This is a genomic window from Dyella sp. LX-66 (assembly GCF_018599165.1).
Classification (GTDB): Bacteria; Pseudomonadota; Gammaproteobacteria; order Xanthomonadales; family Rhodanobacteraceae; genus Dyella_D; species Dyella_D marensis.
Map to the genome: position 1 here is coordinate 41,291 of NZ_JAHFVJ010000001.1, position 25,595 is coordinate 66,885.

Here is a 25,595-nt window from a genome sequence, read left to right on the forward strand (position 1 = left end):
GGGCGGCGCACGATTTCGTCAATGCGCGCAAAACCCCTGGAAATAAGTGATTTCCGACACCTTCGCGTCAGCAACTTTTTACGATGCCGCGGCGCGGCGCGACCCTGCGCATACACGCGTTGCACGCGCATGCGTGATGGCGACAAGTCATGCCCGCACGGTATGACGATATGGTCGCCTCGATTTCTTGCGTTTGAAACGAAGCAGCCGCAAGCATGACTTCCGTCATGGATAAACGAATGCTGAATAATGGTTGCAGCCGCGACTATCGGGCGGTTTCCGAAGGCAGGAATTGGTCGCGCGAAACGTGTCGCGACCCACAAAAAAAGCGCCGCAAGGGGCGCTTTTTTCCTAGGTCTTTTTCCTAGCGCAGTGCGTCAGAGCATGCCGGTTTCGAGCTTGGCGATCTCCGACATCATCGAATGATTCCACGGCGGGTCGAACACCAGGTCGACGTCGGCTTCCTTCACCGTGGGGATCAGCTCCAGCTTGGTGCGGGCGTCGTCGATCAGGATGTCGCCCATGCCGCAGCCCGGGGCGGTCAGGGTCATCTTCACGTAGACCTTGCGGCCGCCGCCTTCGACCGCGTCGAGGCTGACGTCGTAGACCAGGCCAAGCTCCACCACGTTCACCGGGATCTCCGGGTCGAACACGGTGCGCAGCTGCTGCCACACCAGTTTTTCCACGTCGGCGTCGGTGGCGTCGTCGGGCAGCTCGATCGGCGGGGGCGGCTCCTTGCCCAGGGCGTCCGCGTCCTTGCCGGCAACGCGGAACAGGTTGCCCTCCACGTACACGGTGAAGCTGCCGCCGAGCGCCTGGGTGATGTAGCCGACCTGCCCGGCCGGCAGGTTGACCGTTTCTCCCTGCGGCACCATCACGGCGTCGCAATCGCGCTCCAGGGTGAAAGGTTCGCTGCTAAGACTGAAACCGCTCATGCCGATCCTGAAAAAGTCGAAAACCCGGGCTCAAGGCCGGGCCAAGCTGCCTATTATGCCGCCCGCTGACCCAGATCAGGCCGCCGGGAGCCGATCTCAAGATGCGGCCGCGCTATGATTCGGGGCTTTCACCCTCAGGGAAGAGCCGCACGTGCCAGCCCCGCTTACCGGTCACCGCCCCCTATGAGCGCGCGCGCGCTGTTTTCGCTGCTTTTCGCCCTGGTCAGCGCGGTGATGCTGGGCCTGGCCTTCGGCGCGGTCTGGATGCTGCCGACCCTGTTCTTTTCGCGGGTGATGCCCTGGCTGGCCCTGCTGATCGGCTGGCTGCTGGGCCGCCTGATCCGCGGCTGGGTCCGCCCCGAACCGCGCGGCGCCGCCGTGCTGGCCGCCCTGGCCACCGCGCTTTCCTGCGCCTATGTATGCCTGCTCACCGCCGCGGCGCGCGTGGCCGGCCTGATGGGGCTGGGCCTGGTCGACGCCATCAAGACCGCCGGCGTCGGGCTGCTGACCGACCTGGTGTGGCTGAACCTCGCCGGCCTGGACCTGGTGTGGTTCGCCCTGGGTATCGCGCTGTCGGCCTGGGTGGCCTGGAAGACGGTGCCGAAGCGGGCCTGAGCCCGCGCCGGCAAGCCGGACTCAGGTATCCAGCGTCTTCAGCTCGGCCACCAGCTGGCCCGCGGCCGCCTGGCCGTCGCCGTACAGCATGCGGGCGTTGTCGGCGTAGAACAGCGCGTTCTCGATGCCGGCGAAGCCGGTGCCCTTGCCGCGCTTGACCACGATCACCTGGCGCGCGTTCGCCACGTCCAGGATCGGCATGCCGTAGATCGGCGAGGCCGGGTCGGTCTTGGCCAGCGGGTTGACCACGTCGTTGGCACCGATCACCAGGGCCACGTCGGTGGCCGGGAATTCCGGGTTGATGTCGTCCATGTCGGCGATCAGGTCGTAGGGCACGCCAGCTTCCGCCAGCAGCACGTTCATATGCCCGGGCATACGCCCCGCCACCGGGTGGATGGCGAACTTCACCTTCACCCCGCGCGCGATCAGCAGCTGGGCGAATTCCCACACCTTGTGCTGCGCCTGCGCCACGGCCATGCCATAGCCGGGCACGATCACCACGCGCTCGGCGTAGGCCATCATCACCGCCGCGTCGGCCGGCTCGATCGGCTTCTGCGCGCCGTCGATCGCCTGCGCCGCCCCACCACCCGCGCCGAAGCTGCCGAACAGCACGTTGCCCAGCGAGCGGTTCATCGCCTTGGCCATCAGCTGGGTGAGCAAGGTGCCCGCCGCGCCGACCACGGTGCCGGCGATGATCATCGCCTCGTTCTGCAGCACGAAGCCTTCGAAGGCCACGGCCAGGCCGGTGAAGGCGTTATAGAGCGAGATCACCACCGGCATGTCGGCGCCGCCGATCGGCAAGGTCATCATCAGGCCGAACAGCAGGGCCAGCACGAAGAACGCGGCGATCAGCGCGAAACCCAATTGCCCGCAGGCCAGCGCCACGCCCAGCGCCACCGCGGCGGCCAGCACCAGCATGTTCACCGTGCGCTGGCCGGGAAACACGAAGCGCCGGTCCAGCCAGCCCTGCAGCTTGGCGAAGGCGATCAGCGAACCGGAAAAACTCACCGCGCCGATCAGCGCGCCCAGCACCGCCAGCACCAGCTGCGCCGTGCCCGGCGCGGCGCCGTCGGCGCTGAAGCGGCCGCCGTCCAGCAGGGTGATGCTGCGGCTGGCGTAACCGATCAGTTCGACCGCGCCGATCGCCGCCGCCGCGCCGCCGCCCATGCCGTTGTACAGCGCCACCATCTGCGGCATCGCCGTCATCGCCACGCGGCGGCCCGACCACCACGCGGCCGACACGCCCAGCAGCACGGCCACCAGGATCAGCGTGCGGTTGTGCATGTCCGGCAGCGCGAAGGTGGCGAGCACCGCCACCAGCATGCCGACTCCCGCCCACACGATGCCGCCGCGCGCGGTGCGCGGCGAACTCATGCGCTTCAGGCCCAGGATGAACAGCAGGGCGGCCAGGAAATAGCAGGCCTTGATCAGGGTCGGCAGCCAGGCCATCACTTGGCCTCCTTGCCGCCGGCGGACTTGCTGGTCTTGAACATCTCCAGCATGCGCTCGGTCACTACATAGCCGCCGGCCGCGTTGCCGGCGCCCAGCAGCACGCCGATGAAGCCGATCGCAAGTTCAAACGATGTCTGCGCATGCCCTAGCGCGACCATGGCGCCTACCAGCACAATGCCGTGCACGAAATTCGAACCGGACATCAGCGGGGTGTGCAGGATCACCGGCACTCTCGCGATGATCTCGTAGCCGGTGAACGCGGCCAGCATGAAGATGTAAAGCGCCAGGAACCCGTCGATCATGACCCCTCCCTGCCTGCCTGCGGTTGTCGGCGCATCATACGGTTGCGGGTCAACCCGTGCGAGCGTGCCGCGTTGAGGCGGGGAGTCGAACCGATGGAGTCTGCCGATGTCCGATCCGACGAACCGGACGACAGCGCCATGAACAGCGCCGTCTCCACGCTCGAAGCGGAACTGCTGGCCAATGACGTCCAGGCAGTCCCGACCTCGCTGGATGCCTTCCTGGCCCAAGTGGAACGCCGCGCGTTCCGCCTGGCCGAGATGAGCCTGGGCCACCGCGAGGACGCCATGGACGCGGTGCAGGACGCGATGCTGCGCCTGGTCCGCAACTACCGCGACAAGCCCGCGCAGGAATGGACCCCGCTGTTCTGGGGCATCCTGCGCCGCCGCATCGTGGACCTGCAGCGCCGCCGCAAGGTGCGCTCCATCGTGGTCGGCTGGCTGGGCGGAGGCCGCGACGACGACGGCGACGAGCTGCCGGCATGGGAACCGGCCGATAACGGCCCCGGACCGCTGGACCGGCTGCAGGACGCGCAGTCTTATGAAGACATGGCCGCCGCCGTGCGCAAGCTGCCGCGGCGCCAGCAGGAAGCCTTCATGCTGCGCGTGCTCGAAGGATTGGACGTAGCGGAGACGGCCCAGGCCATGGGCTGCTCCGAAGGAAGCGTGAAAACCCATCTGTCGCGCGCGATGCACAACCTGCGCGACCAATTGGAGGACTGGCGATGAATGCGCCCGACAACCTGGAACGCCGCGCCCGCGCGCTGTACCGCGAGGCCAGCCGGCAGATCGACCCGGCCACCGCCGGCAAGCTGCGCGCCGCCCGCCGCGAGGCGCTGGCCACCGCGGCCGCGCCGGCGCACGAACGCTTCGCCCGCATGCTGGTACCGGCCGGCGCCTTCGCCGCCATCGCCGTGGCCGCGCTGATGGTGTTCTCGCCGCGCGACAGCGTGCCGATGCCGCCCGCCGGCGCCGCGCAGACGGTGGAAGCCGACGGCGACCTGCCGCCGGACCTGAGCAATACCGATCCGTCGCTGATGCAAAACCTGGACTTCTACGATTGGCTGGCCACCAACGACGCCAGCCAGGCGAGCCGCTGATCCATGCATCCAGGCCGTATCGCCCGCTTCCTGCTGCTTGCCGCACTGCTCTTCGGCAGCCTCGCCGCGCCCGCCTGGGCGCAGCAGGGCCTGCCGCCGCCTCCGCCCGGCGGGCCGCATGGCCCGCCGCCCGCGCCGCGTTCGTGGGACAGCCTCTCGCCCTCCGAGCGCGAGATGCTCGGCCCGCTGCGCAACGAATGGAACAGCACGCCGCCGGACCGCCAGGCGCGCATGCTCGACCGCGTGCACCAGTGGAGCACCCTGCCGCCGGACAAGCGCCAGGAGATCCGCCAGCGCATCGAGCAGTGGCAGCAGATGACGCCGCAGCAGCGCGACCAGGCGCGCGAGAACATGCGCAAGTTCCAGCAGCTCAGCCCCGACCAGCGCGCCCAGCTGCACGACGCCTTCAAGCGCTACCAGCAATTGCCGCAGGAACAGCGCCAGCAGCTGATGCACCAGTTCCGCCAGGAACACGGCATCCCGCCGCACCGCCCGCCGCCGCCGGGCATGCCACGGCCGATGGGCGGCTTCGGACCGCCGCCGCACGGGCCCAAGCACTGATAAAACAAGCACTGACAAAAAAAGCCCCGCGCGAGCGGGGCTTTTTTTGTCGCGCCGATCGCGGCGCTCATCCGTTGAAACGCACCTCGCCGGCCTGCGTCACGCAGCTCTTCGCCACCAGCTCGTCGCCGAAGTCCGGCGCCAGCGCGCCGTCCTTCACCAGCAGCTCGACGAAGTTGTAGACGTTGCGCGCATACATCTCCGACGCATGCAGCGGCGCGCCCGCCGGCAGGTTGAGCGGACCGAGCACCACCACGCCGCCCTGCTCCACCCGTTCGCCCGGACGGGTCAGCTCGCAGTTGCCGCCCCCTTCCGCAGCGAGGTCCACGATCAGCGCGCCCGGCTTCATGCCCTGCACCATCGCGGCGGAAAGAATCTTCGGCGCGGGACGCCCGGGCACGGCGGCGGTGGTGACGATCACGTCGACCGATTTCAGATGATCGGCCAGCGCCTGCTGCTGCGCTGCGCGCTCTTCCGCCGACAGCTCGCGCGCATAGCCGCCGCTGCCGGCGGCGCTCACACCGAGATCGAGAAACTTCGCACCCAGCGATTCCACCTGCTCGCGCGTTTCCGGGCGCACGTCGTAGCCCTCGATCTGCGCACCCAGGCGACGCGCCGTGGCGATCGCCTGCAGGCCGGCCACGCCGGCGCCGATCACCAGCACGCGCGAGGGACGGATGGTGCCGGCGGCGGTGGTGAGCATGGGAAAGAATTTCGGCGCCGCTTCCGCTGCGATCAGCATGGCGCGATAACCGGCCACCGCCGCCTGCGAGCTGAGCACGTCCATCGCCTGCGCACGCGTGGTGCGCGGCAGCAGTTCCAGCGCGAACGAGGTCAGCTTGCGCGCGCCGAGCGCCGCGATGCGCGAGGCCGCGCCGTAGGGCCGCAACTGGCCGACCACCAGGGTGCCTTCGCGCAGGCCGCTCCACACCGCATCGTCCGGCGGCAGCACGCAGGCCAGCAGGTCGGCCTGGGCCAGCACGGTGGAGGCGTCGGCGAAATCGACGTCCGCATAGCTCGCATCGGGAAACCCGGCCGACGCCCCTGCATCCCGCTCCAGCAGGACGCGCAGGCCCTTGCCGCGCAGCTTCTTCGCCACTTCGGGCGTGATCGCCACGCGGCGTTCGCCGGCGGCGGTCTCTCGCAATGCGGCCACGGTGATCGGCATCGTGCATCCCCTGCGGAAAGGTCAGCGCATCTTACGCGAGCGGCCTCGCGGGTGGCGCGCGCTTGCCCCTCGGCCGCCGGATGGCGCAGACTGGCCCACCGCCGTTCACCCGGCGCCCGTGCGCCGGCCTGCCGCGGGGGTCCCATCCGGAGATCCCGATGCCTGTGCAACCCGTGACCGATCCCCTGGTCGAACTCGCCCGCGAAGCCCGCGAGCGCGCCTATGCCCCGTATTCCCGCTTCCTGGTCGGCGCCGCGCTGCTTACCCGCGACGGCCGCCATTTCCTCGGCTGCAATGTGGAAAACGCCTCCTACGGCCTGTGCAACTGCGCCGAGCGCACCGCGCTGTTCACCGCCATTGCCGCCGGCTGCAAGCCGGGCGATTTCGTCCGCCTCGCGGTGATCGGCGACACCGAAGGCCCGATCAGCCCCTGCGGCGCTTGCCGCCAGGTGATGGACGAGCTGTGCGACCAGTCGATGCCCGTGCTGCTGGCCAACCTGCACGGCAAGCTGCAGGAAACCACGGTGAAGGAGCTGCTGCCCGGCTCGTTCCGCCTGCCGCTCACCGCCTAGCGAACGCGAGTCGCCTCCCGAGTCGCCGGCGGTTAGCATGGACGCTTTGCTTTTGCAGGAATCCCGCATGTCCTCCCCGCTCCAGCCGCTGCTGCAACGCCACTCCGCGCCCACCGCCCAGCTGGGCGAACCGGCGCCCGACGCGGCCACGCTGCGCGCCCTGCTGGAGGCGGCCATCCGCGTACCGGACCACGGCAAGCTGGTGCCGTTCCGCCTGATCGAGCTGCGCGGCGACGACAAGCTGCGCTTCGGCGAGCGCCTGGCCGCACTGGCCGAAACGCGCGATCCGGACCTGCCCGATTCCAAGCGCGAGAAAGAACGCCGCCGCTACACCTATGCGCCGCTGGTGATCGTGGTGGTCGCGCGCATCGACGCCGGCAGCAAGGTGCCCGAGATCGAACAACGCCTCAGCGCCGGCTGCGTCGCCTACAACCTGCTGCTGGGCGCCTCGCAGCTGGGCCTGGGCGCGCAGTGGCTGACCGGCTGGGCCGCCTACGACGAACAAGTCGCCGGCATGCTCGGCCTGGCCGCGCACGAACACATCACCGGCTTCGTGCACCTGGGCACGCTGCAACTGGACGTGCCGGACCGCGACCGCCCCGCGCTCGACGACCTGCTCAGCACGTGGCAGGCATGAGCGCGCCTTCGGCCCATCTGGTCGACGGAAGCCTGTACGTGTTCCGCGCCTGGCATTCCATGCCGGACGAGTTCACCGACACGGAAGGCCACCCGGTCAACGCGGTGCACGGCTTCACCCGTTTCCTGTGCGAACTGCTCGAACGCACGAAGCCCGAACATATCGCGGTGGCGTTCGACGCCTCGCTCACCACCTCGTTCCGCAACGCCATCTACCCGGCCTACAAGGCCAACCGCGAACTGCCGCCGCCGGACCTGGAACACCAGTTCGTGCTGTGCCGCGAAATCACCGCGGCGCTGGGCCTGGTCACCCTGATCGACCACAGCTACGAAGCCGACGACCTGATCGGCAGCTCGCTGTGGAGCCTGCGCTCGCATGGTTTCCGCAGCGTGATCGTGTCGGCCGACAAGGACTTCGGCCAGCTGCTCGGCGAGCACGACGAGCAATGGGATTACGCGCGCAACCTGCGCTGGGGCCCGGCCGGCGTGCACGAGCGCCTGGGCGTGCATCCGCACCAGGTAGCCGACTACCTCGCGCTGTGCGGCGACGCGGTCGACAACATCCCCGGCGTGCCCGGCATCGGCGCCAAGACCGCCGCCGCCCTGCTCTCGCATTTCGGCAGCCTCGACGCGCTGCTGGAGCGCGTGGACGAAGTGCCGTTCCTGCGCATCCGCGGCGCCGCCAGCTGCGCGCAGAAACTGCGCGAGCACAAGGACGCCGCGCTGCTGTACCGGCGCCTCACGCGCATCGCACTGGATGCGCCGGTGTCGATGGCGGCGGATGCACTGGCCTGGAACGGCGCGAACGCGGCAGCGCTCGACGATCTGAGCGAACGCCTGCGTTTCGGCCCGCTGACGCGGCAGCGCCTGAAAGCGCTGGCGTAGCTAGCGTAGGTTGGGGTGAGCCATAGGCGAACCCCAACAATCGGGGCGCTGGAACGTCGCGATGTTGGGGTTCGCCTGCGGCTCACCCCAACCTACGTCAATGTGCAGCGCGCTCGATCGAACGCGCCACCTCGTCGGCGCCCTGCTCGTGCGCGATGGAAGCGGCGGTGCGCCCTTGCGCATCCTTCATGGCGAAATTCGCACCGCGCTTGCGCAGCAGATCCAGCAGCCGCGCATTGCCCGACAGCGCCGCATACATCGCCGCCGTCTGCCCGTCGCTGTTGCGGTCGTCCGCCTTCGCGCAGGGTTGATCCAGCAGCAGCTTCGCCACCGCGAGCTCGCCCTTGAACGCCGCGCCCATGGTCGCCGTGCTGCCGCGGTGGTCGCGCGCACAGGCGTCGGCGCCGAGTGCGATCAGTTCGCGCACGGCCGCTTCCTGGCCGTGATACGCGGCAAGGATCAAGGCCGTGTAGCCCTGTGGCGTGCGCACGTCGACGGGAAAGCCGGACTTCACGTACTCGCGCAGCAGCACCACGTCGCCCTGGCGCGCCGCTTCGAAGAAATAGGTTTTCAGTTCCGCCTCGGCTTCCACGCGGCGCGCGGCTTCCGGTGTGGCGGCAGTCGCCGTGGCCGCAGGAGGCGGCGGCGAGCCGCAGGCGGCAAGCAACAGACAGGCGAGCAACAGCGCGCGCTTCATCGCGAATCTCCTGGACATAGAGCCATCAAAGGTGCCGCACGGCCCGGGAGCTGAGAGCGTGACTCCCGGGCCGGCGGCCACTGCAAGCGAGAGTGCTTACAGTGCTCGCGCGAGGCGTTCGATCTGTGCCGGCTGGGCGCCGACGGCCTTGGCGATACGCGTGCCGTAGTCCGCGTCGGCCTTGTAGAAATAACTGAGCATGGTGTCGCGTACGCGGGCGTCCTTCACCTGCCCGAGATCGCCGGCGAGGTTCGCGATCAGGTTGCTCTTCTGCTGCGGCGACAGGCTGCGATACAGCTCGCCGGCCTGCTCGAAGTTCATGCTGCGCGCGATGCGCTGCTGCTGCGTGGTGCCGCTCAAGGGCAGCTGGCTGGCCTTGTAGCGCGCATCGTCGGCATAGGCACCGGCGGTTTCGCTGGGCTGGTAGTTGACGTCCGAATCCGTGGCGCCGGCATTCATCGCGCCGTCCTGGTGATATGCGCGCACCGGAACCAGCGGACGGTTGATCGGCAGCTGCTGGTTGTTCACGCCCAGGCGGTAGGTCTGCGTGTCGGCATACGAGAACAAGCGGCCTTGCAGCAGGCGGTCCTCCGAGGCCTCGATGCCCGGCACCATGCGCACCGGCGCGAACGCGGCCTGCTCGGTTTCCTGGAAGAAGTTGGCGGGGACGCGGTCGAGCGTCATGGTGCCCAGTTTGGTTTCCGGCACGTTCGGCCAGACCTTGGTGGCGTCCTGCGGATCGAAGGCGAAGCCGGCCAGCTGCTCGGGCTTCAGCACCTGCACGTACAGATCCCACTGCGGGTAGTTCTTCGCCGCGATGGCGTCGTAGAGGTCGTGCGTGAGGTTGTTGAAGTCCTTGCCCTGCATCGCCTCGGCTTCTTTGCCGCTGAGGTTCTTGATGCCCTGGTGGCTCTTCCAGTGGAACTTCACGTAATGCACGTCGCCCTTGGCGTTGACGAACTTGAAGGCATGCACGCCGAAGCCGTCCATGGTGCGGTACGAGGCCGGCGTACCGTTGTCGGTGTACACCCAGGTCAGCATGTGGGTGGCTTCGGGCACGTGCGAGAAGAAATCGAAATAGCGGTTCGGGTCCTGCCGGTTGGTCACCGGCGAGGGCTTGAGCGAATGCACCATGTCCGGGAACTTGATCGCATCGCGGATAAAGAACACCGGCAGGTTGTTGCCCACCAGATCCCAGTTGCCCTGGTCGGTATAGAACTTGGTGGCGAAGCCGCGCGGGTCGCGCAGCGTTTCCGGCGAGCCCGAAGGATGGATCACCGTGGAGAAGCGCACGAAGACCGGCGTGGTCTTGCCGGCGGCGGCGAACAGCGAGGCGGCAGTCAGTTCGCTGAAATCGCCGGCGGAAACGAAGTTGCCGTGCACGCCGGTGCCGCGCGCATGCACCACCCGCTCAGGGATGCGTTCGCGGCCGAAGTGCTGCAGCTTTTCCACCAGTTGCGCGTCCTGCAGCAGGGCCGGGCCGGCCGGGCCGGCGGTCTGCGAGTTCTGGTTGTCGCCGACCGGGGCGCCGTTGGCGCGGGTCAGCGTGTTCTGCGCATGGGCGTGGGCCACGAGCAGGGTAAGGCCTAGCAGCGACGCGCCCAGAGCGCGTACGTAGCGGTGGAATGGCATGGGGTTCTTATCCTTGGGTTTGGCAGCGCTCTCCCACTGCCAGCTCTCCTGCCCGAGACTACGCAAGCCGCATCGATATGCCCATTTGATATTTCCTAACGAATCGATAGAGCGTATATATCCAAATCTTCCCGGCAGAGCCCGACCCACGTGCAAGGCGTCCCTCACGCATTCGAGCATCTCCGCGATTGCGCGGAGTTCCGCCTGCCCTCCCACCGCGAGGGCATCGAGCTCTATCGCGCGCACATCGTGCGGCACGCGTTCGAGCCGCACGTGCATGACGGCTTCGGCCTGGGCGCGATCGAATCCGGCGTGGAGCGCTTCCGCTACCGCGGCGCCGAGCACCTGGCGCCGCCCGACTCGCTGGTGATGATGAATCCCGACGAGCTGCACACCGGCCGCGCCGAGACCGAAGGCGGCTGGCACTACCGCATGGTCTACGTCGAGCAGTCCGCGGTCGACGCGATCACCGGTGAAGCGGGCTGGTGGTTCGGCGACGCGGTGCGCGCGGATGCGGACGGCGCGCGGCGCATCACCGTGCTGCTCGATGCGCTGTGGCAGACACGCGAGCCACTGGCCTTCGACGGCCTGATGCTGCAGCTGCTGCAGGAATTCCGCCGCCACGCGCGCACGCCGCAGCCGCTGCGGACGGAGGCGCTGTCGCGCTTCGAGCCGGTGATCGACTACCTGCGCGAGCATCTGGCCGAACGCCTCACCCTGGAAGAGCTGGCCGCCGTCGCCGGCCTCAGCCCCTTCCATTTCCTGCGCCAGTTCCAGGCGCGCCACCACGCCACGCCACAGCAGATGCTGATGGCGTTCCGGCTGTCCGAAGCCAAGCGCCGCCTTACCTCCGGCGAAGCACCGGCGCAGGTCGCCGCCGCCACCGGGCTGGCCGATCAGGCGCACCTGACCCGCGCCTTCGCGCGCCGCTACGGCGTCACGCCCGCGCGCTACCAGCGCCAGCTGCAGCGATAGCAATCTCGTACAAGACCGCCGCGCGCCGCGCCCGCAAGCTGGCCGCATGTGGACTGGAACTCTCTACGCACTCGTCGCCGGCCTGATGTGGGGCCTGGTCTTCGTCGGCCCGCTGCTGGTGCCCGAATACCCGGCCGCGCTGCAATCGGTCGGCCGCTATCTGGCCTTCGGCCTGATCGCGCTGCCGCTGGCCTGGCTGGACCGCGCCGCGCTGCGCCAGCTCGCGCGCGAGGACTGGATCGAAGCGCTCAAGCTCGCCGCGGTGGGCAACCTGCTCTATTACCTGTGCCTGGCCAGCGCGATCCAGCGCGCCGGCGGCCCGCTGCCGACCATGATCATCGGCACCCTGCCGGTGGTGATCGCGGTCAGCGCCAACCTGCGCAATGCGCGCCGCGACGGCCGCCTGCCGTGGGCGCGGCTGGCACCTTCGCTGCTGCTGATCGGCGCCGGCATCGCCTGCGTCAACCAGGCCGAGCTGGCCGCATTGCAGGCGCAGTCCGGCGCGAACCTGAGCCGCTATGCCACCGGCGCCCTGCTCGCCTTCGGCGCCGTGGCCTGCTGGACCTGGTATCCGCTGCGCAACGCCGACTGGCTGCGCCACCACCCTGGCCGCAGCCCGCGCACCTGGGCCACCGCGCAGGGCGTGGCCACGCTGCCGCTGGCGCTGACCGGCTATGCGCTGCTGTGGCTGCTGATGGGCGCCAGCGGCAACCCGTTCCCGATGCCGTTCGGCCCGCGTCCGCTGTTCTTCATCGCACTGATGGCGGCGATCGGCCTGTTCGCTTCCTGGCTCGGCACGCTGTGCTGGAACGAGGCCAGCCAGCGCCTGCCTACCGCGCTGGCCGGACAGCTGATCGTGTTCGAGACGCTGGCGGCGCTGAGCTATGCGTTCGCGCTGCGCGGCACGCCGCCGGGTGCGCAGACGCTGCTGGGCATCGGCCTGCTGGTGATGGGCGTGGCGTGGGCGACGCGGGTGAAGCCGGTGCCCGTGGAAGGGTTGGAGCCGGAACGGTTGTAGCGGTCATGCCAGGGCGGCACCATGCGGGGCTTCCTTCCATGACGGGCTCCCCATGCACTCGACCGACCGCCTTCCCAACGACGCCCAGGCCCCGGTGGAAACGCTCTACGAAGGCCGCTGGCTCAGCCTGCGCAAGCGCGGCCGCTGGGAATACGCCGAGCGCAACAACCCCGCGGGCGCGGTGATCATCCTGGCGGTGACGCCGGACGACAAGGTGCTGTTCGTCGAGCAGTACCGCGTGGCCATCCTCAAGCACACCATCGAGATGCCCGCCGGCCTGATCGGCGACGAAGCCGGCCACCACGGCGAAAGCGCGCTGATCGCCGCGCAGCGCGAGCTGGAAGAAGAAACCGGCTACCGCTGCGCCCGCGTGGAATTCATCCACGAAGGCCCGTCCTCCTCCGGCATGAGCACCGAGATGATCGCCTTCGTGCGCGCCTGGGACCTGATCAAGGTCGGCCCCGGCGGCGGCGACGAAAACGAGAACATCGTGGTGCACGAAGTACCCCGCCGCGAGGCCGGCGCCTGGCTGTTCGCGCGGGCGGCGGAGGGGTATTCGATCGATCCGAAGCTGTTTGCGGGGTTGTGGTTTATCGAACACGGCCGGCCCCAGGCCTGAAAGCCCCATCCACCGGCGTAGGTTGGGGTGAGCCGCAGGCGAACCCCAACATGGCGAACCTCATACGTCGCGCATTGTTGGGGTTCGCCCGCGGCTCACCCCAACCTACGCCATGTGCTGCCCTAAAGTTTCATCCGGCCCCGCCGATCTCTAGGACGTCGTTCCTTATCAACGATTTCCCATCGATCGGACCCGCCCATGAAAACCTTCCTCGTCGTCGCCCTGCTGCTGGCCCCCGTCGCTTCGCACGCGGCCTGCGCCGCCACCGATTTCGCCATCTCGGACTTCAAGATGAAGTCCTCCGGCTCGGGCACCGGCATGCGCCTGAGCCTTGCCGGCCAGCTGACCAACCATTGCGGCTCGGCCGCCGCCGCCCAGATCCGCATCGAAGCCAAGGACTCCGGCGGCAAGGTGCTGCAGAGCAAGCAGGGCTGGCCGGCCGGCACCGCCAATATCGGCCCGGGCCAGTCGGTCACCTTCGACCTCGGCCGCCTGTTCCGCTACGAATCGGACATGCAGGACTACACCGTCAGCGTTTCCGAAGTGAAGACCTGGTAATACGGCACCGCAAACCCACCGAAACCATTGCTTTTCTTTGAGGCCCCGCAAGGGGCCTTTTTTTGCGCCCGGAGAAACCTGAAGCAAAAAAAGAGGCGGTCCCCGGCAGAGACCGCCCCGCTCACCAACTACCGGTTTACCCGTTCAGTGCAGCACGAACAATTTGTCGAAGCCCGCCACCCGCAACGTGCCGCGCAGCTCGCTGCCGGCGTTGACGATGCGGATCTCCGAACGCTCGCCGCCGGCGTGCTCGCGCAGCAGCAGCAGCATGCCCAGCGCGGAGCTGTCCATGCGGTTCACCTCGCCCAGGTCGATCACATAGCTGCGCGCGGCGCGGCCGCCCAGGCAGGCATCGTGGAAGTCGCGGTGCACGGTGAAGTCGAAACGCTCGCCCAGCTGCAGGGTGAGGCAGTCTTGCTCGGTGTCGTGATGGATGGTCAGGCTCATGGGCATGCTTTCCTGGTAAGTGCTCAGAACAGCTCGATCTCGCCGGCGTCCATCGAGTTCTGCAGGGCCGGGCCGCGCGAACGCAGGCGGGCCTTCTCGCGCTGCATGGCAAGGCGGGCGCGCACGCGCTGCGCGTGCTCGGCCAGCGCGGCGGCCTCCATGTCGGCGCAGGCCAGCTCCTCGATGTCGCGCGTGCATTCGGCGGTCACGTCCTGCAGTTCCACCAGGCGCGTGCGGGTCTGGTTGATCAGCTGGCTCAGGATGTCCTCGAACTGCAGCGAGCGGATGGTGGTGGACACGTCGCTGCCCAGGCCGCGGTTGATCTCCACCACCTGGTCGGCAACCTGGCTGGTGCGCGCGTCGCTCTCGGTGACGTGGGCCAGCATCGCGTCGATGCCGCCCTTGGTGGACAGCGCCATGTTCAGGTCCTGCGAGGCCATCGCGCCGACCAGCCCGCGCAGCTGCTCCATCGCGATGCGCGCGCGCTCCACGTGGCTGCCGATCTGCTCGTTGAACTGGTTGGAATTACTGGCCAGGTTGCGGATCTCGCCCGCCACCACCGCGAAGCCGCGGCCGGCCTCGCCCGCGCGCGCCGCCTCGATCGAAGCGTTCAGCGCCAGCAGGTTGGTTTCCTCGGCGATGGTGTTCACGTTCTTGAGCAGACCGAACACCGCGTCCATTTCCTTGGCCATGCCGTCGATGCGGTAGACGATGCGCAGGCTGTCGCGCGACAGCTGCACGATCAGGCCGACGAAATGCTCCAGCAGGTCGCTGGTGCGCGCGGCGAAGTCCTGCACCGACACGCCGTCCTTCTGCCCGTCGATGATCTGCTTGAGCAGCGACTGCTGCTGGCCGGTCTTGTGCGACAGGCCGTCGAAGCCGCCGCCCAGTTCGGACACGGCATCGCGCAGCAGGTCCAGCGCCTGGTGCAGTTCGCGCGTGGCGTGACCGAGTTCCTCGACCAGGGCCTCGCGCACGTCTTCCAGCGCTTCGCGCACGGGTGCGTTGTCGGGCTGCGGCGGGGCGATCGTCACCACGCGCGCCGGCGTGCGGCGCTGCTCGACGATCCAGGCCGCGGCGGTGGCAAGGATCGCCAGCGGCGCCAGCCAGGCGGGTTGCCACAGCAGGCACAGCAGCAGCGCCACGGCGCTGACGCTCAGGCCCAGCGGCAGGCGGGGAAAGGACGGGGCGGGAATGGCAGACATGACAGCGTCCAGGTCAGCGGGTGGCGGCGCGCAGCGCGTTCGCCACAGGTTGGCGCGCCAGTTCCAGCAGGCGCGCGGCGATATGTTCCAGCGGTTGCATCTCGGCCGCCGCGCCCAGCTTCCAGGCGGCGCCGGGCATGCCCCACACCACCGAGCTGGCTTCGTCCTGCACCACGGTGGCGGCGCCGGCTTCCTTCAGTTCCAGCAGGCCGCGCGCGCCGTCGTCGCCCATGCCGGTGAGCAGGGCGGCGATGGTGGTGCGGCCGACGGTGGCGGCCATCGAGCGGAACAGCACGTCCACGCTCGGCTTGTGGCGGTTCACCGGCGGGCCGTCGTGCAAGCGGCAGACGTGGCGCGCGCCGTCCCACATCACCAGCAGGTGCTGGCTGCCCGGCGCGATATACGCGTGGCCGGGCTGGATCGGCTGGCCGTCGCGCGCTTCGCACACGCGCATCGCCGAGCAGTTGTCCATGCGCGTGGCGAACGGGCCGCTGAAGGCAGCCGGGATGTGCTGGGTGATCACGATCGGCGGCGCATCCGGCGGCATCGATTCCAGCACCACGCGGATCGCCTCGGTGCCGCCGGTGGAGGCGCCGATGGCGATGATCGGGCTGCCGCCGCGGCTGTCCGCCGTCTGCGCACGCGGCAGCACCGCATCGGCGGAAAGCCGCGGCGCGACTTCCAGCTTGCGCACCGCGGTGCGCACGCGCGGGCGCGCCAGTGCGGCCAGCTTCACCTTGGCGCAGATGTCCTGCGCGCCCTCGGCGAAGGTGCTGGCCAGGTCGCTGCTGGGCTTGGTGAAGAAATCCACCGCGCCCAGTTCCAGCGCGCGCAGGGTCACTTCCGCACCCTGCTGGGTCAGCGAGGACACCATCACCACCGGCATCGGCCGCAGGCGCATCAGGTTCTCGAGGAAAGTGAGGCCGTCCATGCGCGGCATTTCCACGTCCAGCGTGAGCACGTCCGGCTCCAGCTGCTTGATCTTTTCGCGCGCGATGAAGGGATCGGCCGCGGTGCCCACCACTTCGATCATCGGATCGCAGGAGAGCATGGTCGTCAGCAGCTTCCGCACCAGGGCGGAATCGTCGATCACCAGGACTCGGACTCGGGACATGCAGGCTTCTCTTCAGTGATGCGAGGGTGGAAGGTCGTCGTGCTGAGGGATGAGCAGTGAGGGCGCCGCGCCGGCTCGCGCGGCAGCCCCCTGTTCCTGGCCGTCTCCGGCTTGAATCTGCTGCCGCGCGGGCGCCGGTCGCACGCCCTCACTGCTCATCCCTGCGAACCGGTCAGAACAATTCCACCTCTCCCTTTATCGGATCGTTGGCCAAACGCTTGAGGTACTTCCGCTCGCCGTCCACCAGCACGCTGGCGTGGTGGCCGCGCAGCTGGCGCACGCGAGCCTTGCCGCTGCACGGGAAGAACTGCACCTGGCGCGGATAGACGTCGCCCACGTCCTCGGCGACCAGGTCCAGCCGCTCGGCGGCCAGGTAGCGGCGCACGAAGGCGATATTGCGTTCGCCGATGTCGGTCATCTGGGTCAGCACGCGGCCGCCGCCGAAGATCTTCACTTCCAGGTCTTCGCGCCGGCCGCCGGCCTTGAGGATGGCGTTGATCAGTTGCTCCATGGCGTCGTTGCCGTAGCGCGCGGCGCGGCCCACGGTGGACGACCAGGCATCGCGCTCGCCCATCGGCTCGGGCAGCATGAAATGGTTCATGCCGCCGATGCCGCGGCGGCGGTCGCGGATGCAGGCCGACACGCAGGAGCCGAGCACGGTGGCGATCAGTTCCTCCTGCCGGCTGACGTAGTACTCGCCCGGCAACACCTTGGCGGTCATGCTGGCCTGGGCCGGGTCCCAGTAGCGGCGCACGTGCTCGAAGCCGGGCAGCACTTCGTCGGTGGGCGCGGGGCGCGTCTGGGCGTTCATGCGGGCTTCTTCCGGTAGACGGTGCGGCCGACCAGGGCGAAGTCGTCGTTCAAGCCGTGCATCGATTCGGAGTGGCCGAGGAACAAATAACCCTCGGCCACCAGCTTGCCGGCATAGCGCCGGAACAGGCGTTCCTTGGTCGGCTTGTCGAAATAGATCACCACGTTGCGGCAGAAGATCGCATCGAACACGCCGCTCATCGGCCATTCGTGCAGCAGGTTCAAAGGCTGGATCGCCACCAGCTCGCGCAGGCGCGGATGCACGCAGGCCAGGCCCGCATAGCTGCCTTCGCCGCGCAGGAACCAGCGCCGGCGCCGCTCGGCGCTGACGCCGCCGAGCTTGTCCAGCGCGTAGACGCCTTCGCGCGCGCCGGCCAGCGCCTGCGGCGAAAGATCGGTGGCGAGGATCTTCGCGTCCACGCTGGAACCGTGCTTTTCCAGCGCCTCGGCCAGCACCATCGCCAGCGCGTAGGGTTCCTCGCCGGTGGAGCAGCCGGCCGACCAGATGCGCAGGCGTTCGCCGCTGCGGCGCTTCTCCGCCAGCCACTGCGGCAGCAGGGTCTGCTCCAGCAGGTCGTAGTGGTGCGATTCGCGGAAGAACGAGGTGACGTTGGTGCTGATCGCGCTGGCCAGGTCGCCCATCTCGGCGTCCGGATCGCGGCGCAGCAGCTCGCAGTATTCGCCGAACTCCTTCAGGCCCAGCGCGCGCAGGCGGCGCAGCAGTCGGCCCTGCACCAGCTGGCGTTTCTGCTCGCTCAGTGCGATGCCGCAGTGGGTCAGCACGAATTCGCGCAGGAAATCGAAATCGCGGTTGCCGAGCACGGGGCCGCCGAGGCCGGGTGCGGCGATGTCACCGGAAAGATTCGCGGCCATGGGTCAGCGCTCCTTCCCCGTGTTGAAGATGTTTCCGCCACCCGTCACGACGCACCTCTTATCGTTGTGCTGCTGACTTCCCTTATTTCTCCAGTCCCCAAACTGGAATCCTTCTCCCTCCGGGAGAAGGTGGCGGCAGCCGGATGAGGGTTCGGCCGGAGCGGTGCACATCACTCTTGCGTTCCGCCCGTACCCTCACCGCAACCCCTCTCCCCGTGCACAAATTGGTAAACGGGGAGAGGGGCTCAAGCCGCATCGCTCAGAACTCTTTCCACACCCCGGCGTCGGCCGTCTCCACCGCGCGCTGCGCACGCACTGGCGCGGAACTGCGCACCGCGGCGAACACCGCCTCGGCTTCCGCACTGGCCGTCGCCGCCGCCTTGCGCGCCGGAGCCGCCACCGCCGCCTCGTCGCCCAGGCGGAAGAAGCCCACCTGGCGCGACAGCTCGCCGGCCTGTTCCTGCATGGCCCGCGCGGCCGCCGCGGCTTCTTCCACCAGCGCGGCGTTCTGCTGGGTCATCTCGTCCATCTGGGTGACGGCGTTGTTGACCTGGTCGATGCCGGCCGACTGTTCCTGGCTGGCCGCGGCGATCTCCGCCACGATGTCGGTCACCTTCTTCACGCTGTCCACGATCTCGGCCAGCGCCTTGCCCGACTGGTCCACCAGCGACGTACCGGTGCGCACCTTCTCGGCGCTGTCGGCGATCAGCCCCTTGATCTCCTTCGCCGCACCCGCGCTGCGCTGCGCCAGGTTGCGCACTTCGGTCGCCACCACCGCGAAGCCGCGGCCCTGTTCGCCGGCACGCGCCGCTTCCACCGCGGCATTGAGCGCCAGCAGGTTGGTCTGGAAGGCGATCTCGTCGATCAGGCTGACGATGTCGGAAATCTTGCGGCTGGAGTCGTTGATCTCGCGCATCGCGCCGACCGCCTGGGTCACCACTTCGCCGCCGCGCTCGGCCTGCTCGCGGGCACCGCGGGCCAGCTGGTTGGCGTGGCTGGCGTTCTCGGCGTTCTGCTTCACGGTGGAGGTCATTTCCTCCATCGAAGAAGCCGTTTCCTCCAGGCTCGATGCCTGTTCCTGCGTGCGCTGGCTCAGGTCGTCATTGCCGCGGGCGATCTGCTGCGCGGCGGTGCTCACCGCACCGGAGCCGTGGCGCACTTCGCCGACGATCGCGGCGAGGCGCTGGTCCATGGTGCGGAACGCTTCGAGCAGCTGGCCCAGTTCGTCGTTGCGGCCGGCTTCGATATCGTGGCCGAGTTTGCCTTCGGCGATTTCGTTGGCGATGCGCACGGCGCGGTTGAGCGTGCCGATGATCGAGCGGATCAGCATCACCGCGGCGACGATGGCGATCAGCAGGCCGGCGATCAGCGCGATCAGGCTGGCCGCGCGGATCCACTGGTAGCGGCTGACCTGGCCGTCGTAGATTTCCTTGGCTTCCACGCGCTGCGCTTCGATCAGCTTGGCCAGCGCGGCCTGGCGCTCCATCATCAGCGGACGCACCTGCATTTCCAGCACGTCCGACGCAGCCGGATCCTTCTGGTTCAGCGCGTCGATCATGTCTTTCTTGGCCTGGGCGTAGTCCTCGTCGGTGGAACGCCACTTCTTGTACAGCTCGACCAGCTTCGATGAACGCGGCAGCGCGGCGTACTGCTTCTTCAGCTCCACCATCTCGTCCTGGTACTTCTGGAATTCGCCCAGCTTCTGCTTGAGCGGGTCGGGCTTGTCCAGCAGCGTGGTGGCTTCACCCATCACGATGAAGGACATCAGCGAACGCGTGTTGATGCGACTGACCAGCTCGGTCGGCGCCATCTCATCGTCGTACATCTGGCGCATGCCCTCGTTCTGCAGGTGCATGGCGCCGAGGCCGACGGCGGCGCCGCCGATCAGCATGAGGCCGAGCAGTCCGAGCACGCCGCGCAGGCGGTTACGGACGGTCATGGCGGGAAGCTTGAACTTGATAGCAGGGATCTTCATCGGAATTCCTTAGGCCACGGCCTTCTCGTCGATAGCCGCGGGCAAGGCGGCCTCCAGCATCTGCGCGTCCTGCGGTTGCAGCAGTTTGTCCACGTCCAGCAGCAGCACCATGCGCTCTGCTACAGAGGTGAGTCCCTTGAGGTATTCGGTATCCACGGAGGTGCCCATGTCCGGCACCGGGCGCACGGCGCCGGCGTTGACGTCGAGCACGTCCGACACGCTGTCGACCACCACGCCGAACAGGCGGCCGGCGACGGTGACGATCACCGTGACGGTGGTCTGGGTGTATGCCTCGCTCGGCAGGCCGAAGCGCAGGCGCAGGTCCAGCACGGGCACGATGGCGCCGCGCAGGTTGAGCACGCCCAGCACGTAGTGCGGGGCCTGCGGAATGCGGGTGACCGGGGTCCAGCCGCGGATTTCGCGGACGGCCAGGATGTCCAGGCCGTATTCCTCGGGGCCCAGGCCGACGATGAGGTATTGGGTGGGGGCCGCTTCGGCGGCGCCGGGCGATGGCTGGCTCATGGGGGTCTCGTTTGCGCGGGTGACCGCGCCTGTATTGCCGTTATCGGCAGGTGAACGCGGGGCTTGAGAGTTTTCCTAGGGGGATTTGGTGGTCCCCTGCTCGTCATCCCGGCGTAGGCCGGGATCCAGTAGCGGTATCGCTCGGTTGTCGTGTGGCCGCTAACTGGCCGCTTATGCAGCGGGCATTCCGGACGCCTGCCGGCGCCCGGGTCACTTTCTCTTTGCTGGCTCAAAGAGAAAGTAACCAAAGAGAAATAGCCTCAGAGCAAAGGCTCGCGACGCGACTAGAAGGAGCGGTGAGCGGCTGCGGTAAACGGATTAACCAGAGTCGACACGAGCCAGGGAACGGTTTCGTGACGTGTGCTTCAACGTGCCGTGGCGAAGAGGACGTTCAAGAATCGAGGCCAGCTTTTGTCCTTCGTTCCTGCATGCCCCACCACCGCACTTCTCCCTCTCCCCGCCGGGGAGAGGGTCGGGGTGAGGGGCCGGGCGGAGCGGAACGCCGGGCTTACCTCACCCTTTTGCTTGTCAGGCCGCGCGGCGGCGGGACAGCTGGCGCGAGAGGCCTGCCACGTCGACGATCAATGCGACGGAGCCATCGGCCAGGATCGTTGCGCCGGAGATGCCTGATACGCGCCGGTAGTTTGCTTCCAGCGACTTCACCACCGCTTGCTGCTGGCCGATCAGTTCGTCGACGAACAGGCCGATGCGGGAGTTGTCGCCTTCGACGACGACGACCAGGCCTTGTTCGATCGGGCGGCGGGTGCCGTTGCAGGCGAAGGCGTCTTGCAGGCGTAGAACGGGGAGCCAGCCGTCGCGGAAGTGGAACAGTTCGCCGCCGCCGGTGACGGTGCGCAGTTGTTCGCTGCGCAGCTGCACGGTTTCGACGATCGAGGCCAGCGGCACGATGTAATGCTCGCCGCCGACCAGGGCGGTGAGGCCGTCGATGATGGCCAGGGTCAGCGGCAAGGTGATGGTGAAGACCGAACCCTTTCCGGCCACGCTGCGGATCTGGATGCTGCCGCCGAGATCCACCACGTTGCGGCGGACCACGTCCATGCCGACGCCGCGGCCGGACAGGTCGGTGGTGACGGCGGCGGTGGAGAAGCCGGGCTGGAAGATCAGGTCGGCGACGGCTTCGTCGGTCAGGCCTTCGGCGCTGGCGATAAGGCCGCGCTGCAGGGCCTTGGCGACGATGGCTTCGCGATTGAGGCCGGCGCCGTCGTCGCTGATTTCCACCACGATCGAGCCGTTGCGGTGGGAGGCTTCCAGGCGCAGGGTGCCGATGTCGCCCTTGCCGGCGGCGCGGCGGCGGTCGGGGGTTTCCAGGCCGTGGTCGATGGCGTTGCGCACCAGGTGGACCAGCGGGTCGCCGATCTTCTCCAGCACGGTCTTGTCCAGCTCGGTCTGCTCACCGACCAGGTCCAGCTTCACCTGCTTGCCGAGTTTCTGGCTCAGGTCGCGGACCATGCGCGGAAAGCGGTTGAACACCGAGCCGATCGGCAGCATGCGGATGCCCATCACGCTTTCCTGCAGCGTGCGCGTGTGGCGCGCCAGCTGGGCCAGGCCCTGCTGCAGCATTTCCAGGCGCGAGGCGTCGAAGTCCTCGCGGAAGGTGTCGAGCATGGACTGGGTGATCACCAGCTCGCCCACCAGGTTGATCAGGCTGTCGATCTTGTCGATCCCCACGCGCACCGAGGATTCGGTGGCGACGGCTTCGCGCGCGGCGGCCTTGGGTGCCACGGCCGCGGGAACGGGAGCGGCAGCCGGTGCTTCGGCGACGACAGGCGCGTGATGCACCTGCGCGCCGGGCAGCGCTTCGATAGCCAGGTCGCATTCGTCCTCGACCCAGTCGAACACGCTCTGCACCGCGGCGCGGGTCACGTCGCCGCGCAATTCCAGGCGCCAGCCCAGATGGCATTCGGACGGATCGAGCGCGGCCAGGCCGGGCAATCGGTCCAGCTCGGCCTCGGCTTTCAGTTCGCCCAGCTCGCCGAGTTCGCGCAGCAGGCGCAGCGCGTCGTTGCCGCCGGCCAGCATGCCCCGGTGCGGGCGGAACGCGATCGACCAGCCGGTGGCGGCGTCGTCGCTGCGTCGCGCGGGCGCGGCGGCCGGTGCGAGCGTGCGGCCGACCATCGCGGCCAGTTCGTGCCGCAGCGCCTCGCTGTTGGCGTCGGCCAGCGGCTGGCCGGACTGCGCGCGGGCGAACATGCCGCGCAGGCAGTCCACCGAGCGCAGCAGCACTTCCACGATGCCGGCGTCGACCGCGCGGCGGCCGTCGCGCAGCTCGTCGAGCAGCGATTCGGCTTCGTGGGTGAAGGCCGCCATGTCCGGGAAACCGAACGTGGCGGCGCCGCCCTTGATCGAATGGGCCGCACGGAAGATGCCGTGGACCAGTTCCTTGTCGCCGCCGCCGTCCAGCGCCAGCAGCGCCGTCTCCATGGCGTCGAGGCCTTCGTGGCTCTCGTCGAAGAAGGTCTGATGAAACTGCGCCAGGCTCACCGTGCTCATAAGAATGCCCTTAGCCGAGCACGCGCTTGACCGTGGCCAGCAGTTGCTCCGGATCGAACGGCTTGACCAGCCAGCCGGTGGCGCCTGCCGCCTTGCCTTCCATCTTCTTGTCCGTGTGCGACTCGGTGGTCAGCATCAGGATCGGCACGCCCTTGTATTCGGGCATGGTGCGCAGCTCGCGCACCATGCTGATGCCGTCCATCACCGGCATGTTCACGTCGGCCAGCACCAGGTCGAAACGCGCGCCCTTGGCGGCGTCCACCGCCAGCTGGCCGTTCTCCGCCTCGCTCACATCGTGGCCCGCGCCGCGCAGGGTGAAGGCGACCATGCCGCGCATGGAAGCCGAATCGTCTACCGCCAGGATCTTTGCCATCGTCTACCTCGTCAGGCCGGCATCGCTGCCGGCAGTTCCAATGTCTGTGCCAGGCCCAGCCGGGCCGCCCCGTCGCGCAGCACGTCGCTGGCGCCCGCCCACCGCACCGCCACGCCGCGCGCCGCCGCCTCGCGGCGGAACACCGCCAGCAGCTGCAGCGCGGCCGTGTCCACCCGCTCCACCGCGGCGCCGTCCAGCTCCGCGGCAGGTGCGGACAGGGCCGCTTCCAGCGCGGCCTTCACCGCCGCCAGATCCGCGATGCGGCAGTCCGCCGGCAGCGCCACGCGCCCGTCCGCCTTGTCCGTCTTCGCCTTGCCCATGTCCCGCCGTCCTGCTGTGTGATGGCTTACGGGGCGGTTATCGGCGGGGACGCGGGCGCCTTTAGCCGGGTGCGCGGCTTTTTTTCGCGGCCGGCACGGAACGTGCTCCCACCTTCCGGATGGCCTGGTGCGGCGTCGGAAAATCGTCGCTCAAGTTCCTGCGCATCCGGCCGAAGACATGCGTGTAGAGACGGCAAGGGCGTCAAACCGGTGACGCTCATAGCCCAGGAGCCGAAGTGATCATCCAGCCAACCAGCCTTGCCGCATTGACCTGGGCCGGCGCCGCTTCCGGCGCCAGCGCGGACAGCTGGCGCGTCGGCGCCGTGCTGGCTGCGCGCACCCTGGGCTACAGCGAACAGGCCAAGCTGGTGCTGCAGATCGGCTCGCTCACCGTCGAGGCCGAACCGCCAGGTACGCAATTGCCCTCGCAGTTCCAGGTGCGCGTGCTGAGCCTGGGCGCGGAACCGAAGCTCGAAATTCTCGGCGGCCCGCCGCTGGACCAGGCCGTCAGCCGCGCCCTGCGCGAACGCCTGCCGCAGCAGAACGGCTACGCACCGCTGCTGGCCACGCTCGGCGCGCTGGCCCAGCGCCCGCTGCTGCGCCAGCTGCCGCCGCCGCTGCGCGCGGCGCTGGCCTTGCTGGAACACAGCATCCGCACACCGGTGGAGATCGCGCATGCCGCCGGCCTGAAAGAAGCGGTGAAGCGCAGCGGCCTGTTCCTGGAATCCCAGCTCGCCCATCCGCAGACCGATCTTGGCGAACTGGGCGAGGACGACTGGAAAGCCGCCCTGCTCCGCCTGGCCGCCACCTTGGACCGCGGCAGCCCGCCGCAACCGAACAGCGACCACACCGAAACCGCTCCGCCGCTGGTGCAGCGCGGCCTGGTGGCGCAGCCACGCGCGCCGATGCCCGAGTCCGCCCAGCCCGGCGAAGTCGACAGCCTGCTGGTGCGCCTGCACGGCGAAGTGCATGCCGCGTTGGCGCGGCTGGAAGTGGCGCAGCTGGAGACCCAGGCCAGCGGCGCGTGGATGATCGAGATTCCGCTGCAGGGCGAAGGCGGGCAGGACATCCTGCAATTGCAGATGACGCCGCATGAAGACGATCCGGAGCAGCCCACCTCGTGGGTGCTGGGCTTCGCCATCGATCTGTCGCGGCTGGGGCCGGTGCAGGGCGAACTGCAGTTGCGCGGATTGCGGTTGTCGGTGCGCCTGTGGGCGCAGCGGGCCGAGACGACGGCGCGGCTGGAGCGTCTGTTCGGCGACCTCAGCCATCAGCTCACGGCCAATGGCCTGCTGCTGGATCAGCTCACTTGCCAGACCGGCATGCCGCAACCGCCAGGTTCGCGTAGCGCCGTGCTGCTGAAGGCCACGGCATGACGCAGGCCTTGCCTCCGCCCAGCCGCAAGGTGAGTTTGCGCGTGGCCGCGAGCGGGGGGGCGGCGTCGCCTGCGTTGCCGCCGGAGGCGTTGGAGCAGTTGCTGGCGCGGGCGCGGTCGTTGGGGATTGCGTTGCATCATGATGCGCAGGTGGGGGCGTTGCTTGCTGCGCTTAAGTTGCGCGCGGATATTCCGGTGGAGTTGTATGCGGCTGCGGCCGCTGTCTTGAGCAGCGTTTATCGCGCGTCTGAGGAGGGGTGAGGCTGCGCCTCGCTTTGCTCGTCATCCCGGTGTAGGCCGGGATCCAGTTTCTGTATCGCTTGGTTGTCGCGGTGTCGCGATTTGGCC

At 68.5% G+C, this 25,595-nt stretch carries 29 protein-coding genes; 13 read left to right on the forward strand and 16 right to left on the reverse strand.

Going from position 1 to position 25,595, the window contains the following annotated elements:
- Positions 1-377: 377 nt before the first annotated feature.
- Complete coding sequence (gene sufT, locus KK141_RS00200) at positions 378-935, reverse strand: putative Fe-S cluster assembly protein SufT (protein WP_214569492.1); 558 nt, start codon at positions 933-935, stop codon at positions 378-380.
- A 183-nt stretch (positions 936-1,118) separates the two neighbouring features.
- Between sufT and KK141_RS00205 the strand changes: the two genes are divergently transcribed.
- Entirely contained in the window at positions 1,119-1,550 is a 432-nt protein-coding gene (locus KK141_RS00205) for a hypothetical protein (RefSeq protein WP_214569493.1), read from the forward strand.
- A 21-nt stretch (positions 1,551-1,571) separates the two neighbouring features.
- Here the strand turns inward: KK141_RS00205 and KK141_RS00210 are convergent, their stop codons facing one another.
- Both KK141_RS00210 and KK141_RS00215 read right to left on the reverse strand, forming a co-directional pair.
- Entirely contained in the window at positions 1,572-2,999 is a 1,428-nt protein-coding gene (locus KK141_RS00210) for an NAD(P)(+) transhydrogenase (Re/Si-specific) subunit beta (protein ID WP_214569494.1), read from the reverse strand.
- Positions 2,999-3,304 carry an NAD(P) transhydrogenase subunit alpha gene (locus KK141_RS00215; protein ID WP_167256750.1) on the reverse strand — a complete coding sequence of 102 codons (306 nt, stop codon included), beginning with the start codon at positions 3,302-3,304 and terminating at the stop codon, positions 2,999-3,001. The genes KK141_RS00210 and KK141_RS00215 overlap by 1 nt, the downstream gene beginning before the upstream one ends.
- A 138-nt stretch (positions 3,305-3,442) precedes the next feature.
- On the opposite strand from KK141_RS00215, the gene KK141_RS00220 reads away from it, so the two are divergent.
- Genes KK141_RS00220 through KK141_RS00230 form a run of 3 tightly spaced genes read left to right on the forward strand, consistent with a single transcriptional unit; the run spans position 3,443 to position 4,962 of the window.
- Complete coding sequence (locus KK141_RS00220) at positions 3,443-4,030, forward strand: RNA polymerase sigma factor (RefSeq protein WP_167256786.1); 588 nt, start codon at positions 3,443-3,445, stop codon at positions 4,028-4,030.
- Positions 4,027-4,401 (forward strand): hypothetical protein, encoded by a 375-nt coding sequence (locus KK141_RS00225; protein WP_214569495.1) that lies wholly within the window; start codon positions 4,027-4,029, stop codon positions 4,399-4,401. Before KK141_RS00220 ends, KK141_RS00225 begins: the two co-directional genes overlap by 4 nt.
- 3 nt (positions 4,402-4,404) lie before the next feature.
- On the forward strand, positions 4,405-4,962 hold the full coding sequence (locus tag KK141_RS00230; protein ID WP_250901459.1) for a DUF3106 domain-containing protein: 558 nt from the start codon (positions 4,405-4,407) through the stop codon (positions 4,960-4,962).
- A 67-nt stretch (positions 4,963-5,029) separates the two neighbouring features.
- On the opposite strand, the gene KK141_RS00235 is transcribed toward KK141_RS00230, so the two are convergent.
- Positions 5,030-6,130, reverse strand: a complete 1,101-nt coding sequence (locus tag KK141_RS00235; protein ID WP_214569496.1) for an NAD(P) transhydrogenase subunit alpha — start codon at positions 6,128-6,130, stop codon at positions 5,030-5,032.
- A gap of 158 nt (positions 6,131-6,288) precedes the next feature.
- Between KK141_RS00235 and cdd the strand changes: the two genes are divergently transcribed.
- From cdd to KK141_RS00250, 3 genes are all read left to right on the forward strand, one after another.
- The gene (cdd, locus tag KK141_RS00240; RefSeq protein ID WP_167256746.1) at positions 6,289-6,702 is read left to right on the forward strand and encodes a cytidine deaminase; all 414 of its coding nucleotides are present in this window, start codon (positions 6,289-6,291) and stop codon (positions 6,700-6,702) included.
- Positions 6,703-6,769: 67 nt separating this feature from the next.
- Positions 6,770-7,339 carry a nitroreductase gene (locus tag KK141_RS00245; protein WP_214569497.1) on the forward strand — a complete coding sequence of 190 codons (570 nt, stop codon included), beginning with the start codon at positions 6,770-6,772 and terminating at the stop codon, positions 7,337-7,339.
- Positions 7,336-8,223, forward strand: coding sequence for a 5'-3' exonuclease H3TH domain-containing protein (locus KK141_RS00250; protein ID WP_214569498.1), 888 nt, complete (start codon positions 7,336-7,338; stop codon positions 8,221-8,223). Before KK141_RS00245 ends, KK141_RS00250 begins: the two co-directional genes overlap by 4 nt.
- Before the next feature lie 97 nt (positions 8,224-8,320).
- On the opposite strand, the gene KK141_RS00255 is transcribed toward KK141_RS00250, so the two are convergent.
- Both KK141_RS00255 and KK141_RS00260 read right to left on the reverse strand, forming a co-directional pair.
- Entirely contained in the window at positions 8,321-8,920 is a 600-nt protein-coding gene (locus tag KK141_RS00255; protein ID WP_214569499.1) for an ankyrin repeat domain-containing protein, read from the reverse strand.
- 96 nt (positions 8,921-9,016) lie between these two features.
- The gene (locus KK141_RS00260; RefSeq protein ID WP_214569500.1) at positions 9,017-10,552 is read right to left on the reverse strand and encodes a catalase; all 1,536 of its coding nucleotides are present in this window, start codon (positions 10,550-10,552) and stop codon (positions 9,017-9,019) included.
- A 150-nt stretch (positions 10,553-10,702) separates the two neighbouring features.
- Here KK141_RS00260 and KK141_RS00265 point away from each other — a divergent pair, with 150 nt between their 5' ends.
- The 4 genes from KK141_RS00265 (at position 10,703) to KK141_RS00280 (ending at position 13,722) form a co-directional block, all read left to right on the forward strand.
- The gene (locus KK141_RS00265; RefSeq protein ID WP_214569501.1) at positions 10,703-11,527 is read left to right on the forward strand and encodes an AraC family transcriptional regulator; all 825 of its coding nucleotides are present in this window, start codon (positions 10,703-10,705) and stop codon (positions 11,525-11,527) included.
- A 46-nt stretch (positions 11,528-11,573) separates the two neighbouring features.
- Positions 11,574-12,545, forward strand: coding sequence for a DMT family transporter (locus KK141_RS00270; RefSeq protein ID WP_214569502.1), 972 nt, complete (start codon positions 11,574-11,576; stop codon positions 12,543-12,545).
- Positions 12,546-12,597: 52 nt separating this feature from the next.
- Entirely contained in the window at positions 12,598-13,164 is a 567-nt protein-coding gene (locus tag KK141_RS00275; RefSeq protein ID WP_214569503.1) for an NUDIX hydrolase, read from the forward strand.
- Positions 13,165-13,362: 198 nt separating this feature from the next.
- Positions 13,363-13,722, forward strand: coding sequence for a hypothetical protein (locus KK141_RS00280; RefSeq protein ID WP_214569504.1), 360 nt, complete (start codon positions 13,363-13,365; stop codon positions 13,720-13,722).
- A 144-nt stretch (positions 13,723-13,866) separates the two neighbouring features.
- Here the strand turns inward: KK141_RS00280 and KK141_RS00285 are convergent, their stop codons facing one another.
- From KK141_RS00285 to KK141_RS00330, 10 genes are all read right to left on the reverse strand, one after another.
- On the reverse strand, positions 13,867-14,169 hold the full coding sequence (locus KK141_RS00285; RefSeq protein WP_214569505.1) for an STAS domain-containing protein: 303 nt from the start codon (positions 14,167-14,169) through the stop codon (positions 13,867-13,869).
- A gap of 23 nt (positions 14,170-14,192) precedes the next feature.
- The gene (locus KK141_RS00290) at positions 14,193-15,374 is read right to left on the reverse strand and encodes a methyl-accepting chemotaxis protein (protein ID WP_214569506.1); all 1,182 of its coding nucleotides are present in this window, start codon (positions 15,372-15,374) and stop codon (positions 14,193-14,195) included.
- 13 nt (positions 15,375-15,387) lie between these two features.
- On the reverse strand, positions 15,388-16,488 hold the full coding sequence (locus KK141_RS00295; protein ID WP_167256736.1) for a chemotaxis response regulator protein-glutamate methylesterase: 1,101 nt from the start codon (positions 16,486-16,488) through the stop codon (positions 15,388-15,390).
- Between the two features lie 172 nt (positions 16,489-16,660).
- Positions 16,661-17,299, reverse strand: a complete 639-nt coding sequence (cheD, locus tag KK141_RS00300; RefSeq protein WP_214569507.1) for a chemoreceptor glutamine deamidase CheD — start codon at positions 17,297-17,299, stop codon at positions 16,661-16,663.
- Positions 17,296-18,171, reverse strand: a complete 876-nt coding sequence (locus KK141_RS00305) for a protein-glutamate O-methyltransferase (RefSeq protein WP_214569508.1) — start codon at positions 18,169-18,171, stop codon at positions 17,296-17,298. Before KK141_RS00305 ends, cheD begins: the two co-directional genes overlap by 4 nt.
- Before the next feature lie 259 nt (positions 18,172-18,430).
- Positions 18,431-20,146 (reverse strand): methyl-accepting chemotaxis protein, encoded by a 1,716-nt coding sequence (locus tag KK141_RS00310; RefSeq protein WP_214569509.1) that lies wholly within the window; start codon positions 20,144-20,146, stop codon positions 18,431-18,433.
- Positions 20,147-20,155: 9 nt separating this feature from the next.
- The gene (locus KK141_RS00315) at positions 20,156-20,668 is read right to left on the reverse strand and encodes a chemotaxis protein CheW (RefSeq protein ID WP_167256732.1); all 513 of its coding nucleotides are present in this window, start codon (positions 20,666-20,668) and stop codon (positions 20,156-20,158) included.
- A gap of 528 nt (positions 20,669-21,196) precedes the next feature.
- Positions 21,197-23,179, reverse strand: coding sequence for a chemotaxis protein CheA (locus KK141_RS00320; protein WP_214569510.1), 1,983 nt, complete (start codon positions 23,177-23,179; stop codon positions 21,197-21,199).
- 10 nt (positions 23,180-23,189) lie between these two features.
- Entirely contained in the window at positions 23,190-23,552 is a 363-nt protein-coding gene (locus tag KK141_RS00325; RefSeq protein WP_167256730.1) for a response regulator, read from the reverse strand.
- Between the two features lie 11 nt (positions 23,553-23,563).
- Positions 23,564-23,872 carry an STAS domain-containing protein gene (locus KK141_RS00330; RefSeq protein ID WP_167256729.1) on the reverse strand — a complete coding sequence of 103 codons (309 nt, stop codon included), beginning with the start codon at positions 23,870-23,872 and terminating at the stop codon, positions 23,564-23,566.
- A 236-nt stretch (positions 23,873-24,108) separates the two neighbouring features.
- Between KK141_RS00330 and KK141_RS00335 the strand changes: the two genes are divergently transcribed.
- Together KK141_RS00335 and KK141_RS00340 are read left to right on the forward strand one after the other, a co-directional pair.
- The gene (locus KK141_RS00335; protein WP_214569511.1) at positions 24,109-25,248 is read left to right on the forward strand and encodes a flagellar hook-length control protein FliK; all 1,140 of its coding nucleotides are present in this window, start codon (positions 24,109-24,111) and stop codon (positions 25,246-25,248) included.
- Positions 25,245-25,508: a flagellar biosynthesis protein gene (locus tag KK141_RS00340; protein ID WP_214569512.1), complete on the forward strand. Its 264-nt coding sequence runs from the start codon at positions 25,245-25,247 to the stop codon at positions 25,506-25,508. Before KK141_RS00335 ends, KK141_RS00340 begins: the two co-directional genes overlap by 4 nt.
- Positions 25,509-25,595 lie beyond the last annotated feature (87 nt).